Source organism: Gracilibacillus salitolerans (genome assembly GCF_009650095.1).
GTDB classification, from domain to species: domain Bacteria; phylum Bacillota; class Bacilli; order Bacillales; family Amphibacillaceae; genus Gracilibacillus; species Gracilibacillus salitolerans.
In genome coordinates this window covers 2,940,915-2,955,072 of record NZ_CP045915.1, presented here as the reverse complement: position 1 = coordinate 2,955,072, position 14,158 = coordinate 2,940,915, and the positions used below count along the sequence as shown (strand labels likewise).

General features: G+C 37.0%; 15 protein-coding genes. 10 read left to right on the top strand and 5 right to left on the bottom strand.

Features of this window, described 5'->3' with window-relative positions:
- Positions 1-12: 12 nt before the first annotated feature.
- Positions 13-894 (top strand): prephenate dehydratase, encoded by an 882-nt coding sequence (gene pheA / locus GI584_RS14075; RefSeq protein WP_100360061.1) that lies wholly within the window; start codon positions 13-15, stop codon positions 892-894.
- A gap of 161 nt (positions 895-1,055) precedes the next feature.
- Here pheA and GI584_RS14070 read toward each other — a convergent pair whose 3' ends face one another.
- The 4 genes from GI584_RS14070 to GI584_RS14060 all read right to left on the bottom strand — a co-directional run bounded on the left by GI584_RS14070 (position 1,056) and on the right by GI584_RS14060 (position 4,107).
- Positions 1,056-1,619, bottom strand: a complete 564-nt coding sequence (locus GI584_RS14070; protein WP_100360062.1) for a CBO0543 family protein — start codon at positions 1,617-1,619, stop codon at positions 1,056-1,058.
- Positions 1,620-1,682: 63 nt separating this feature from the next.
- A complete protein-coding gene (locus GI584_RS24295; protein ID WP_325063401.1) occupies positions 1,683-2,189 on the bottom strand; it encodes a CBO0543 family protein in 507 nt (168 codons plus the stop codon).
- A gap of 240 nt (positions 2,190-2,429) precedes the next feature.
- Positions 2,430-2,960 carry a transcription repressor NadR gene (locus tag GI584_RS14065; RefSeq protein WP_153791584.1) on the bottom strand — a complete coding sequence of 177 codons (531 nt, stop codon included), beginning with the start codon at positions 2,958-2,960 and terminating at the stop codon, positions 2,430-2,432.
- Complete coding sequence (locus GI584_RS14060) at positions 2,938-4,107, bottom strand: IscS subfamily cysteine desulfurase (protein WP_153791583.1); 1,170 nt, start codon at positions 4,105-4,107, stop codon at positions 2,938-2,940. Before GI584_RS14060 ends, GI584_RS14065 begins: the two co-directional genes overlap by 23 nt.
- 92 nt (positions 4,108-4,199) lie before the next feature.
- Here GI584_RS14060 and nadB point away from each other — a divergent pair, with 92 nt between their 5' ends.
- The 6 genes from nadB to GI584_RS14030 all read left to right on the top strand — a co-directional run bounded on the left by nadB (position 4,200) and on the right by GI584_RS14030 (position 10,993).
- Positions 4,200-5,738, top strand: coding sequence for an L-aspartate oxidase (gene nadB / locus GI584_RS14055; RefSeq protein WP_194841998.1), 1,539 nt, complete (start codon positions 4,200-4,202; stop codon positions 5,736-5,738).
- Positions 5,735-6,580, top strand: coding sequence for a carboxylating nicotinate-nucleotide diphosphorylase (gene nadC / locus GI584_RS14050; protein WP_153791581.1), 846 nt, complete (start codon positions 5,735-5,737; stop codon positions 6,578-6,580). Before nadB ends, nadC begins: the two co-directional genes overlap by 4 nt.
- Positions 6,577-7,683 (top strand): quinolinate synthase NadA, encoded by a 1,107-nt coding sequence (gene nadA / locus GI584_RS14045; RefSeq protein WP_153791580.1) that lies wholly within the window; start codon positions 6,577-6,579, stop codon positions 7,681-7,683. The genes nadC and nadA overlap by 4 nt, the downstream gene beginning before the upstream one ends.
- A gap of 206 nt (positions 7,684-7,889) precedes the next feature.
- Positions 7,890-8,966: a SafA/ExsA family spore coat assembly protein gene (gene safA / locus GI584_RS14040; protein ID WP_153791579.1), complete on the top strand. Its 1,077-nt coding sequence runs from the start codon at positions 7,890-7,892 to the stop codon at positions 8,964-8,966.
- 143 nt (positions 8,967-9,109) lie between these two features.
- Positions 9,110-9,859, top strand: coding sequence for a YebC/PmpR family DNA-binding transcriptional regulator (locus tag GI584_RS14035; RefSeq protein WP_100360070.1), 750 nt, complete (start codon positions 9,110-9,112; stop codon positions 9,857-9,859).
- 585 nt (positions 9,860-10,444) lie between these two features.
- Entirely contained in the window at positions 10,445-10,993 is a 549-nt protein-coding gene (locus GI584_RS14030) for a BofC C-terminal domain-containing protein (protein ID WP_153791578.1), read from the top strand.
- Between the two features lie 7 nt (positions 10,994-11,000).
- Here the strand turns inward: GI584_RS14030 and GI584_RS14025 are convergent, their stop codons facing one another.
- Positions 11,001-12,158, bottom strand: coding sequence for an MFS transporter (locus GI584_RS14025; protein WP_100360072.1), 1,158 nt, complete (start codon positions 12,156-12,158; stop codon positions 11,001-11,003).
- A 173-nt stretch (positions 12,159-12,331) separates the two neighbouring features.
- Here GI584_RS14025 and ruvA point away from each other — a divergent pair, with 173 nt between their 5' ends.
- Genes ruvA through GI584_RS14010 form a run of 3 tightly spaced genes read left to right on the top strand, consistent with a single transcriptional unit; the run spans position 12,332 to position 14,148 of the window.
- Positions 12,332-12,931 (top strand): Holliday junction branch migration protein RuvA, encoded by a 600-nt coding sequence (gene ruvA / locus GI584_RS14020; RefSeq protein ID WP_100360073.1) that lies wholly within the window; start codon positions 12,332-12,334, stop codon positions 12,929-12,931.
- 18 nt (positions 12,932-12,949) lie between these two features.
- On the top strand, positions 12,950-13,951 hold the full coding sequence (gene ruvB, locus GI584_RS14015; RefSeq protein ID WP_153791577.1) for a Holliday junction branch migration DNA helicase RuvB: 1,002 nt from the start codon (positions 12,950-12,952) through the stop codon (positions 13,949-13,951).
- A complete protein-coding gene (locus tag GI584_RS14010; protein WP_100360075.1) occupies positions 13,948-14,148 on the top strand; it encodes a DUF2905 family protein in 201 nt (66 codons plus the stop codon). Before ruvB ends, GI584_RS14010 begins: the two co-directional genes overlap by 4 nt.
- Positions 14,149-14,158: the final 10 nt, after the last annotated feature.

Sequence of the window (14,158 nt, the reverse complement as noted above, 5' to 3'; positions counted from 1 at the left end):
GGAGCAAGCTATATGAAGGAAACTATAGGCTATCTAGGTCCAAAAGGAACTTTTACTAAAATCGCAGTAGATTCAATGTTTAATGGAGAAGTAAAAAATGGATATAGTACAATTCCGGAATGTATCGATGCAGTTGTTAACAATGAAGTAACCTATGCTGTCCTACCATTGGAAAATGCGATTGAAGGTACTGTTAATATAACATTGGACTATTTAATACAAGCGCAAGATGTGAAAATTGTAAGCGAAGTAATTGTACCGATTCGTCAGCACTTAATGGTTCACCCGGATAATGTTGATAAGTGGTCAAAAATCGATGCCGTTTATTCTCATTCTCATGCGATTGCACAATGTCACAGCTTTTTACGTAAGGAATTAGTAAAGGTACCGACACATTCGATGACTTCAACAGGTGCAGCAGCAGAATTCATCAGTCAACATCCTAACCAAAATATTGCTGCAATTGCCAATCATCTAGCAGCAAAAGAATATGGCTTATCGATTGTAAAAAAAGACATCCATGATTTTAATAACAATCATACGAGATTCGTTGTTTTGCATAAAAAACAGACTGAATTAACATCCAATAAATTGGAAGAAAAAGGGTTTAAAACCACCGTAACGGTCACTTTACCATCCGATCAGCCTGGTGCGCTACATCAAGTATTATCTGCATTTGCATGGCGCAACTTGAATTTATCGAAAATTGAATCACGTCCAATGAAAACAGGCCTCGGAAATTATTATTTTTTAATTGACATTGAACAAAAAATGGACGACGTTCTTATTCCCAATGCCATTACAGAAATGGAATCGTTGGGCTGTAAAGTATCGATATTAGGAAGCTATCCATACTATTTACACAGTGGAAATGGCGTAACGCTTGCGGTATAAACGCAAGCGTTTTGCTATGTATTGGAATGTTTTTCGATGTAAAGACCAATTGGAGAGCAAAAATCAATTGAATCATCCAGAGGGGATAACGGACGCTAACTCCTTGATAAGTTTCGCTCACCCATACAGCTGGGGTCAAAAAACCCATACTGATGGAAGTCTCACTTTATTCTAAAGCCTTTTCTTTTTAAGATTATTTCGTCGACTAACCATTTTATCAAAACTGCTTTTACAATGTAAATTGGCAAAGAATAAATATACCGCCAACTTTCTAATTTATAAATACCTAACCACACAGTTAAAGGTTCAAAAACAAAAGTAAAAATTATAGCAATTACTATATTTGAAATAATAAACTTTTGCCAATTAGGAAAATACTGATATAAGAACATATGGACAACAATTATAATGCCTTGGTCAATTGGAATTAATCTAGGTATGACATGTAGCAATTGAACGGGATATGACCAAAGATGTTTTTCTACGCCAAAATCATCTAAAGTCATAACAAGGATCGTTAATAATGTTCCAAACAATAGAATTTGTTCGATTCTTTTTTTATCAACAAATCTCCACCAAATAATCCAAGGTATAAAAAGCACAAGTAAAAGTAACCACCATTGGAAAGAAAACAAATCGTGAGAAATCCAATATTCTAACCGCATATCATAAAGTTGCTGGTGGACATCGCGTATTTCTTTGTAGGTAGGGTATTTTTCCATCATGTTACTTATCCTTTTATCATCATTTTTATATAACTATTTTGTTAGTAATTAAGTTTCAACAATCTATTTCAATTCACTTATTCTCACATCAAAAATATTTAATAACGATATTATAATTATAAATGACAGCAGCCATGCAAACAGAGGTCTTTTGTGATGAATAGGTAGTATAATGAAAATAGTACATGTAAATAAAACAGACCACCATATATTCCATCCATTATGGTATGTAATAAATCCTAACTTGTTGTTTATATATTCAATACCTAAATATATTCCACACCATAACATAAACCATAAAGAGCACTTTATCCATCCTGTTGGAAACCTACCTAAGTAAATTAACACCGTTGCAGTATAAGATACAAACATAGCCATAACTGTAATCGCGGTATGGTTAGGCAAGATTAGGTCATGGAAATGCCACATTGTTTTATTATATAGGATAAAATTATATAATAAATCTCCAATAATGAAAAAAAGAATGGTCGGATAATACTTTTTCCAATTCCGCCAGTCCCCCCATTTAAATCCTGCAATTATATATAACGAATTTATAAAAATGTACATTTTATCATTCCTTTGGGAAGAAATATTACTTATTCTCTCCAAATTAGAAAAAATTATAATTTTGGCAATATAATACTGTGTTTATACTATATCTTAATTTTTATGACATCCTTAAAGAGTTATTAATTGCATTCAGAGTATGCTATAAATAATGGCCCTGTAAAGAAAAAACGGACAATCCAAGCAAAAAACACTTGAACTGTCCGAAAAGTCTACCATATTAACCTTAAATGTCTATTTTTATTCAATAATAAATCCTTTTTCCTTTAACGCTTCATATGTTTGATCCAATTTCCGCTCATCATTGGCAACAATTGTATGATTGTGAATACCATCCGTCAACTCCAGTAAATAGGGAGCATTTTTTTCTTCAATTTTATGAACAAACTGATCAACATCAGCACGACTACTTATCATCAAAGAGGCTTTTAAATCACCATAAATAGGGTGTTCGATAATGACATTTTCTACGGTCGCACCATAGTCTACTATCGTATATAACTCTTCCTTGGTATCCTTACCCTCATGTTTACAAGCGATGACACGCCGGAAATCTGCCTTTTCATTCTCTGTTTTCATATATAAATAGCCATTACTTGTAGCGATAATAGGGTGATTGTGAGCCTTTAGTAAGGAAATATCCTGCACGATTGCTTGTCTACTCACATTTGCTTTGTCAGCGAGTTCTGTCCCTGTGAGCGGTGTTTTGCTTTCTTGTAACCAGGTAAGAAGACTATCGCGTCTAGCTTTACCCGTTAACTTTTTCGTCATAGCCTTGTCTCTCCTCCTTAATTCGATTATATATTACACCTGATGCTTCAACGATTTGATATATGTCTCTTTCCGTCGTATGGTGGCTAAATGAAAAACGTATAAATCGCTTACCTTCTTCGAGATTAGTAATAAAAGGTAGAATCGATTTTGGAACTTCTGTTGTGCCAATACTACATGCACTACCTGGCGAAATAGCAATACCATGCCGATTATATTCTAGCATGACATAATCACCTTGTACAAAATCACTAACGCAACCAACAATACTCGGACATTGATTTGCGGTTACGATTGGCCGTAACGGAACTTCGTCAGCTTTCAATTTATGAATAAAAAGATCTTGTATGGATTGTAAATGCTGTTGATTCGTATTAAGATCAGTTATTGTCTCCGAAGCTGCTGCAGCAAATGCAGCTATTCCAGGTACATTAACTGTTCCTGGTCTTAAGCTATGCTCATGATTAGTTGAAACAGGGTGGGATGTTAATGATAGTTTCTTAGAAAAATATATCGCACCGACCCCTTTAGGTCCGAAAACTTTATGACTTGAAATCGTCATACAATCAACGAAAGGTATCAAGTACTTTACATCTATTTTACCAAATGATTGAACTATATCACTATGAAAAGGGATATCGCGCTCTTGTAACAATTCCCCCATTTCCTTTATCGGCTGAATTACACCCGTTTCTCCATTGACATGTTGAACAGAAACTAGACATGTGTTGTGCTGGATGGATTTTTCCAGATCGGACAATCGAATTTGGCCATTTTGATCTACTGATAAAAAAGTAACCTCGATGTCAGATTGACGTGCTAACTCTTTCATGAAGTAATATAGTGAGCTATGTTCTACTTCTGATGTAATAACATGCTTTTTCCCATGTAACCTGCTAGCTCTTATTAATGTATCGACAGCTAGTAGATTACTTTCCGTTCCCCCGCTCGTAAATACTATTTGTCTCGCTTCTGTATCTAAAAGTTCTGCAATCATACTTCTTGAACTCTCTAATATATCTTTTGCTTTCCCGCCAACATCATGCAAGCTACTTGCGTTTCCGAAATATTCCCGAGCCACTTCCTGATAAACATTCAATGCCATTTCTGACATGGGAGATGTAGCCGCATAATCGCAATAAATCATCCAATCGTCCTTTCTAAAAAAAAATACTTGTCATATCATTCATTATATGTAAAGATAACTGTAAAGACAACTGTAAAGTGTGGTGTTTTATATTGCGACGACAACAAATTGTCATTGTCGGTTCCGGTCTTTCTGCTTATGTACTGGCAAGTAAATTATGGCAGTCTGCAGATATTATAATTATTACTAAATATTCAACAGAGCATAGTAACTCTATCCGTGCTCAAGGAGGAATAGCTGCTGCCATTTCTGCAAAGGATCAATGGCAATTACATGGAGAAGATACATTAAAAGCTGGTGTATTTCATAATCATCAAGTTGCTGTCGAGACATTGGTGAAAGAAGGTCAACAAGTGGTAAAAAGTCTTCTTCAACAAGGATTTCAAGCTGACCGTAATCAACAAGGTGAACTTGAATTAGGTCGTGAAGGGGCACATAGTCAGCGAAGAATTATCCATGCAGGTGGGGATCAAACCGGAAAATATCTTATTAACTTTTATCAGGAATTATTACAAGGAAAAATAACAATTATCGAAGGGCAACTTGCTGTGGATTGTGTCGTCGATGACGGAGAGTGTAAAGGAATCATTACGATTGATCAACAGAATCAAATTCATACGTATACTGCGGACCATACTGTATTGGCAACAGGAGGTTTCGGTGCACTTTATGATACAACATCGAATGACCTCAGTACTACCGGTGATGGGATAGCGATAGCGTATCGTGCTGGCGCCATTGTATCCGACATGGAATTTGTACAATTTCACCCGACAATGTTGGCAACACAAGCCCAACACAATGACTTAATTTCAGAAGCGGTTCGAGGAGAAGGAGCTATTCTGGTGGACCAGGACAAGAGAGAGATTATGAAAGGAATACATCCACTCGAAAATTTAGCCCCCCGAGACATTGTCTCCCGTGTAATTATGACGGAGATAACAAAAGGAAATAAAGTATTTTTAGATATTAATAATGTAAAAAAATTTCCAATTAAATTTCCTTTTATTAATTCAGTATGTGAAAAGAATAACATAGACTGGCAACAAGGAGTAATTCCGGTAAAACCCGGTGCTCATTTTACAATGGGTGGGGTTGAAACCGATTTGCTTGGAAGAACGAATATCCCCAGATTATATGCGATTGGAGAAACGGCTTGTACACATGTACACGGTGCAAATCGATTGGCAAGTAATTCGTTGTTAGAGGGAATGGTATTTGCAACAAGATTAGCAGACTATTTACAGACGCAATCAGGCTTGTTTTTTAACAAAATATCAGATAGTCAATCAGTCCAAATAACAAGCCAACATCCTGATATAAATCAATTACGAAAACGCATGACAAATCATGCGGGCATCAATCGCAATGAAACTGGATTAAAAAAAATGCTGGAATGGTTAGATAAATTTACAATTATCCAAGAAAATAATTTAAGCTCCTATACTTTATCACGAGAGCAAGTCCAAATACAGCATCATTTACTGATTGCACAGCTCGTTACCGAAGCAGCAAGGAAACGAACAGAGAGTAGAGGTGCCCATTACCGAGTTGATTTTCCGTATGAAAGGGAACAATGGAAAAATAAAAACATAACTTTTCAATTAACCAAACAAGGAGTAAGTGTATGAATCGATTACAATTAAAGCAACAATTAAGCGATTTTTTTCAGGAAGATATCGGAAGTGGAGATATTACAAGTGATCGTATTTTTGAACAACCATTTCCAAAAGGAACAGGTGAATTCATTGCAAAACAGGATGGTGTTTTTGCGGGTGAAGTTATATTACAAGAAGCATATCAGCTTTTTGATGAATCGATCCATCTGGAACTGTTCAAACAAGATGGCCAGCAAGTAAAGACAGGGGACGTTATTGCGCAGGTAAATGGTCCACATCCATTATTGTTGACGTCAGAGCGGGTTATTTTAAACATTCTGCAACGGCTTAGCGGCATTGCAACTGTTACATCCAAAGTAGTTAGAAATCTAGCCGATGATCAAATAAAAATAACCGATACTCGTAAAACGACACCAGGATTGCGTATGCTAGAAAAATATGCAGTTCGTTGTGGAGGGGGAGTGAATCACCGTTTCGGACTCGATGATGCGGTGATGTTAAAGGACAACCACATTGCAGCGGTTGGCTCGATAAAAGAAGCCGTAAACAAAGTGCGAGGTTCGATAGGGCATATGACCAAAGTTGAAGTAGAAATCGAAAACAAACAGCAGTTACAAGAAGCGATTGCAGCACGCGCGGATGTCATTATGTTCGATAATATGTCTCCGAAAGAAATAAAAGAGCTAATTGATCTGGTACCGAATCATATTATAACGGAAGCATCTGGTAATATTACAGTAGATAATATTCATAGTTTCCGTGGAAGCAAAGTAGACATGATTTCACTTGGGTTTATTACCCACTCAGCACAAGCATTAGATATCAGTTTTAACATTATGGGGGGAACAAAATGAGTCTAGCAACACTATTTACCACGCATCAGCAGTTACCTGAACAATATCAACAAATGAGTAATGAGGAGATGTTAGAGCGAATAAGATCGATTAAAGAACAGATGGGGGATGACTTATTTATACCTGGACATCATTATCAAAAGGATGAAGTGATCCAATTTGCCGATTCTAGTGGAGATTCCTTACAACTAGCGCAAGTTTCTGCAAAGCAACAAGCGAAATATATTGTGTTTTGTGGTGTCCATTTTATGGCGGAAACAGCTGATATTTTAACGAACGATGATCAAAAGGTGATCTTGCCGGATATGCGTGCAGGCTGTTCAATGGCAGATATGGCAGATGATAAGCAAACGGAAGAAGCATGGCAGGAACTAACCGCCTTGTTCGGGGATACTATTCTGCCTTTAACATACGTCAATTCGACCGCTGCAATCAAAGCATTCGTAGGACAGCATGGTGGTGCCACGGTTACCTCATCTAATGCTAAACAAATGGTGCAATGGGCATTCAAGCAAAAAAAGCGCCTGTTATTTTTACCTGATCAGCATTTAGGTAGAAATACCGCAGTAGATTTAGGAGTCCCGTTGGAGCATATGGCAGTTTGGGACCCGATTGCAAGAAAACTAGAATTTGAAGGTGACTCAGAAGAACAAATACGTGTTATTTTATGGAAAGGACATTGCTCAGTACATGAGAATTTTACGACTAAGAATATTGAGCAAGTCCGTAAAAATCATCCTGATATGCATATTATTGTTCATCCGGAATGTAAGTATGAAGTCGTTCAACAAGCGGATCTTGCAGGTTCCACAAAATATATTATCGAAACTATTGAGCAAGCACCGGCCGGAAGTAAGTGGGCAATTGGTACGGAAATGAATTTAGTCAATCGCTTAATTAACAATCATCAAGATAAAAAAATTATTTCACTAAATCCATTTATGTGTCCGTGCTTAACCATGAATCGTATCGATTTACCACATTTAACTTGGGCGTTAGAAGAAGCAAGCAAAGGAAAAAACACTAACCAGATAACTGTTCCAAACGAAATAGCCAAAAATGCTAAACAAGCCCTTAAACGCATGCTTCAAGGAACAAGATAATAACCAGGTTTAAAAGTTTGAGCAAAAAAAACAGATAATGAGAGTACATTCATTTACTTGAAATGAGCGAAGGATATCTAGATTAAATAAGATATCCTTCTTTTTTTATTCAACATTTTAGGCATTTTGCATATGTTGATAAAGAAGATGGATTAGACCGAGACAAATGCCCTTCCATACTTATCATGTAGAAAGGAGAAATTGCTTTGAAAATTCATATTGTGCAAAAAGATGAAACACTTTGGAAAATTGCGCAAAAATATGGTGTTAACTTAGATGATGTAATTGCAGCGAACCCACAGATTTCAAATCCTGAAATGATTATGCCAGGAATGAAGATAAAGATTCCAACTACTGCTGATAGTAAACAACAACCAGCGCCATCTAACAAAAAACAACAAGTTCAACCTGGTACAGCGGATAAAAAAGACAAACAGGAGGTAAAACCACAAGCACCCAATCAAATCTTACCTGCCATTGAAGAGGATGAAGACAAAAAATGGGGACCATTAAAAAAAGAAATGCCATCATTACCAATTCATTTTAATAAACAACCACCACAACCTGTACAACCTGCACCATCTCAAACATCACAAGACTTAAAATGGACACAGCTAACTAATAATTTTGAAACACATATCCACCCAACACAAATGCCAGAGGATGAAGACCATATAGCTGGAGTGGAGGATCACATGAAGCCAGAACACAAACCGATGGCGCCACATCACCATCATCCACAACCAATGCCAATGCAAGCACCATGTTATTCAAAGGATGGTATACCTTATGGATATGGACAAATGGGACACCCAGGGCATCCAGGGCATCCAGGGCATCCGGGACACCCGGGACACATGCCTCAATATCCGTTTCCAGAAGGTTTTCAACCACAGGTTATGGGTGAACAATCACAGCCGCAACAAACAGGTCCATCTAGCCAACCACAACAAGGTTGGTATCAAGCACAAATGCCACCTGCTAATGAACAGCAAGGACAACAAATGCCATGGGGTCCGCCACAAATGCCGCAAAATCAGATGATGCCAAGTCAACAGCAACCGATGCAACAAATGCCGATGCAGCAACAACCAAATATGCCAGTACCGATGCCAGGGGAACCGATGATCCCACAACCTGGCGCACCAAATTATCCATTAATGCCAATGCCATATGGAGCGCAAGGACCGCAACAAATGCCATATCAGCCATATGGTCAACAAGGAGTGCCTTACGGTCAACCGAAAAAAAATGACTGCGGTTGCGGCGGAAACCGAGAATAATAATGAAAAAAGGCGATTCGAAAATAGAATCGTCTTTTTCTATTTGGTAAAAGCAAATCGTTAGCATCTATATTTTCAATTTCTGCTAGTTGTGATAAAGTAAGTAATGGAGACTAAAGATAGATAATGAGAGGTGAGAAAGCATGGCAGGACATTCTAAGTGGAAGAATATTCAAAGAAGAAAAAATGCACAAGATGCTAAACGTGGTAAAATTTTTATGAAACACGCTAAGGATATCTATATTGCAGCTAAACAAGGTGGCGGAGACCCGGAAATGAATGCGAGTTTACGTCTTGCAGTGGAAAAGGCAAAGTCTGACAACATGCCAAATGAAAACATAGATCGAGCTATTAAAAAAGCGACAGGTGACTTAGACGGAGCTAATTTTGAAGAATTAACATATGAAGGATATGGCCCTGGTGGAACCGCTGTAATGGTTGAAGTATTAACAGATAATAAAAACCGGACAGCTTCTGAGTTAAGACATGCTTTTAGTAAAAATGGCGGTAATCTGGGAGAAAACGGCTGTGTAGCTTTTATGTTCGATCGTAAAGGTTATCTGCTAATTGATCAAAGTAAAACCGATGCAGATGAAGACACAGTAATGTTAGAAGTAATTGAAGCTGGCGCAGAAGAAATGGAAACAGTGGAAGGTGCTTATGAAATATACACCGATCCCGAGGATTTCCAAGATGTAAAATCAACTTTGGAAGAAAGTGAATTTACATTTGAAACAGCCGAAATTACTATGATACCTCAAACACTTTCAGAAGTAGATGAAAGTGCTGGGAACAAAATGGTCAAACTAGTCCAAATGCTCGAGGACATGGAAGATGTCCAAGAAGTATACCACAACATGGATGCAAACGAAGAAATTATGGAACAAATTTAAATAAAAAAGGCTACCGCTTTCATTAATAAAGGATTTGGTTTTGGAGTACAAAACACAAAAAACAGTAAAAATCGAACCTTTATTGGTTATAAATTACACGGCAATCGATACCCTAATTGACAGTGAAAATAGCATATTAAAAGGAGCTTGGTTATCCAAGCTCCTTTTGTTATGGATTGTAAGGACCTCTATTCAAAAGGGGCTTGACTATCAAACTGTAACTACTTTAATGTTCTAATTCTATTAAGTGATGAATTAAGGAAATTAAATAATAAAGTAATAATATTTTATGACCATATCAATAGCTAGAAGTGTTGGTTCTAAAGGTTCTCCACCATAAACCTGAAAAAAGTTGATAAAAATAATGAACAGAATAATACTACTTAGAAGAGTCCCTAAATATTCCAACAGAGTTTCTCATCAAATCCCCTCCCGTTAGTACTTATTTTATGTTTTTATAATCAACTAAGCTTGGTTTGTGGCCAGCTTTGCTAAGGCAGCACCCTGTCCTTTTCTCATATATTGTGGTTATATTTTCTAAAATTGGACACCCTAATAATAACAAAGCTCGATTGGAGGGTCATTATGGGCAAACTATGGTTATTGTTAAATGTGGTCGTCGTCTTAATAATTGGGGTAATTAGTTTTCAGTCATTCATTCAACAAGAAGAGGTAACAGAAGAAGAGCAACAAGAAGAAATAATGGTCATGTCACAAGACCCACTAAAAATTGAACTAACTCTAGAGAAACAATATATAGATGGAAATATTGAGACTGAGTATGTCGAAGAAACAATCGCCTCCATGGAAGATTTCTGGTCAGAATATCAAGAATGGCAAGTGATGGAGCAGGAGGAAGGTTTTATTCGTTTCCGAAAAGAAGTGGATGATATTTCACCATACTTGAAAGCAAATGGATACTTTGGCATTAAAGAAGGGCAGCTGACAATCTTTGAAGGTGTTCCAGTTCATGAAGCAGCTGTACAATCCTTTTATCAAATTGATACCGAGGAATTAGAATCGCATCTACATGAACAATTAAAAGAGGGCATTAAAATTAATTCAAAGAAAGATTATTTAGAAGTTTTAGAAACATATCGATCCTATCAAGATATTGAAGCAGTAAATAGTTGAACGATGACTACTCATCGTTCAACTTTTTTAATTTATACGTGGTGAAAATACCAATCATCGCTAAAAATGTCATTGTCGCCATCAATTGATACATCGTTTGAGAACCAAAAGTGTCGAAGATAGCCCCTCCAGTTGTCCCGCCAACTGCACCACCTAAACCAAAACAAGTCGACATTAATAACGCTTGACCTGTACTTCGTAAATGATTTGGCACAAAGCTAACAGCCGTTTGTAAAGCAACAAGCCAGAATAACCCAAATGTTAGCCCTTGAGAAATTTGGAAAAAAACAATCCATTCAGCGGATTCAATAAATCCGTACAGCAACCAACGAATTGTGAAAAACATGGCAACAATACCCAGTAGAAATAAATGATGAAAGTGCAGGATCTTCTGTGTTAGGAAATAAAAGACAGGTACTTCACTAAAAGCAGCAAGTGCCCATGCAGCACCTACTAAAAAAGTAGTAGCACCTAAATCCTCTAAGTGAAGAACAAGCATTGTATCATTCATCCGGTGCGGAATCATAACAAGAAAACACAAAAAGAGAAACAGCATAAACCCTTTATTAGTTAATACTTCTTTCACTCCTTGTAAGGAAACGGGATCTGCCGAATGATTATTATCTTTTAAAAATAATGTTAAAGAGATTAAAAGTAGGATCAAAATCCAAAATAAAATATAAATGTTATGAATACCGATCCATCCTAGAATAGGACCAGATACTATAGCAGTGAAAGCAAACCCAACAGATCCCCAAAGTCGAATTTTTCCGTACTGATCGCGTTTCTTCGCCCCTAAGCTTTTTATTGCCATACTATCAAGTAACGGCCCAGCAGGAGACATAACAAAATGAAAGGCGATAAAAGAAATAAAAACAATAATAAAAGAAGTGCTAAAAAAGATACTGAAACTAACAGCAATAACTGCAAAATATAAGAATAAAAGTAGTCCTTTGATGGTCTTATACTTATCACTGATGTACCCACAAAAAGGCTGGGCCACAATACTCACCATAGGAGCAATTCCTAAAATAGTTCCAATTTCTACAGAAGAAAAACCTCTGAAACTCAAAAATAATGGTAAAAAAGGCAGTATAAGTCCTTTGTGACTCGCGTTAAATAGAGTTAACGCTTTCAAAAATCGTATTTGTCGTTTGTTCGACATAGAAGTCCATCCTTTATGATAAAGTCATTCTATTACTTTATCATAAAAAAATAATCGCTTTCATTTATTTTGCTCTCGCTTACCTTGATAAACGATGTAAGATAAGCTAAGATAAATACGAACGTATGATTGTAAATGATAAATAGAAATTGGATCAAAGAGGAGTTCATGATATGATTGCATATATAAACGGGGAAGTAGTAGAAATAACAGAGCAATCTGTTGTTTTGGAAGTAAATGGTCTTGGGTATGAAGTGATTTGTCCAAATCCTTATCGTTTCCAGGCACAAGTGGGACAAAAACAACAAATCTATACGTACCATTATGTAAGGGAAGATGCACAGATTTTATATGGTTTTCAGAACCAAGATGAAAAAGCATTGTTTGCACAAATTCTGAATGTTTCTGGTATTGGACCTAAAGGAGCGTTAGCTGTTCTTGCTACAGCCTCCGTACAAGATTTTGTTGTTGCGATTGAACAAGAGGATGAAAAGTTTTTAACAAGCTTTCCAGGGGTCGGTAAGAAAACCGCTCGGCAAATGATACTTGATCTAAAAGGAAAACTGCCTTTTGATTATCAAGCAGAAAATATGACGCAACAAGTAGAAGGATCACCGGAAAGTAATCAGGCTTTAACAGAAGCGATTGAAGCATTAAAAGCGCTTGGTTATTCTGAAAAAGAAATTAATCAGATCAAACCGGTATTAACAAAAGAACAAAGTGATACCGCAGATACATATATACGAAAAGGGTTAGCATTATTAATGAAATAAGGAGAAAGGAGCTTCAATATGGAAGAGCGGATCATTTCGAATGAAATACAAGAAGATGATGTAGTAGAAGAGCTCAGTCTCCGTCCTAAAATTTTAAAGCAATATATTGGACAACATAAAGCAAAAGAAAACTTATCTATATTTATCGAAGCAGCTAAAATGCGTAATGAAGCTTTAGACCATGTCTTATTATATGGACCGCCTGGGCTTGGTAAAACAACAATGGCGCAAATAATTGCAAACGAAATGGATGTACAATTTAAACAGACATCAGGACCTGCGATAGAGCGGTCAGGTGACTTAGCAGCGATTTTATCTTCACTGGAAGTAGGGGATGTGCTTTTTATTGATGAAATTCATCGCTTACCAAGGGCAGTAGAAGAGATATTATATCCGGCAATGGAAGACTTTTGTTTAGATATTGTAATCGGACAGGGGTCAAGTGCTCGTTCTGTACAATTAGATTTACCACCGTTTACTTTAGTAGGTGCAACGACACGTGCCGGATTATTATCAGCACCTTTACGTGACCGTTTTGGAGTGCTATCACGCTTGGAATTTTATGAAGTCGTTGATCTTTGTGCTATTGTTGAACGAACGGCTGATATTTTTCAAGTGGAAATTGATAAATCAGCGGCATTGGAAGTAGCGAGAAGGGCACGTGGCACACCACGGATTGCCAATCGTTTATTGAAAAGAGTTCGCGATATTTCCCAGGTAAAAGGGGAAGCTAGTATATCAATAGAAACTACACAAAAAGCACTGCAAATGTTGCAAGTCGATCAAGAAGGGCTTGACCACATTGATCATAAGCTGCTGTTAGCAATGATGGATGGTTTTAAAGGTGGACCGGTCGGATTAGATACGATCGCAGCATCCATTGGTGAAGAATCGCAAACCATTGAAGATGTCTATGAACCATACTTATTACAACAAGGCTTTATTCAGCGTACACCAAGAGGAAGATTGGTGACGCCAAAAGCATATGCTCACTTTGAGCGGGAGGTGCCTGAAGCTTGACGGATTTTGGCAAAATCTTTATTGTAATAGGGGTTGTCTTTATTATCGTTGGTCTATTATGGGGATTTATTGGGAAGTTACCGGGTGATATCAGCTTTAAAAAAGGAAACTTTTCCTTCCATTTCCCGATTATGACCTCGATCATAATCAGTATTATTTTGACATTGATTTTTGCTATCATCGGACGTTTCAAATAGAAGGAGAAGT